Below are 203 nucleotides of genomic sequence, written 5' to 3'. Positions count from 1 at the left end.
GTATCACCCATGAGGAAGGAGGTGCCCTCAATGGACTTGTTGACATTGCCCATAATCTGGTCGATGTCTTTGCCCTTGTAGCCCAAGCCCTCGAGGGCCTTTTCTGCCTTGTCAGTCGAAGCAAGACGGTTAAACCCATCACTAAAGGCTTTACCCGCGCTGACACCAGCAGCGGCGGTGGTGGCTACAGCACCAGCTTTCAT

General features: G+C 54.2%; 1 protein-coding gene. It reads right to left on the bottom strand.

Going from position 1 to position 203, the window contains the following annotated elements; translation table 11 throughout:
- The coding region (locus QP990_RS12270; RefSeq protein ID WP_284799444.1) for a hypothetical protein at positions 1 to 203 on the bottom strand (203 nt) is incomplete at both ends.

The organism is Corynebacterium sp. MSK071 (assembly GCF_030232125.1).
GTDB lineage: Bacteria > Actinomycetota > Actinomycetes > Mycobacteriales > Mycobacteriaceae > Corynebacterium > Corynebacterium kefirresidentii.
This window is presented reverse-complemented; position numbering and strand designations above follow the sequence as displayed.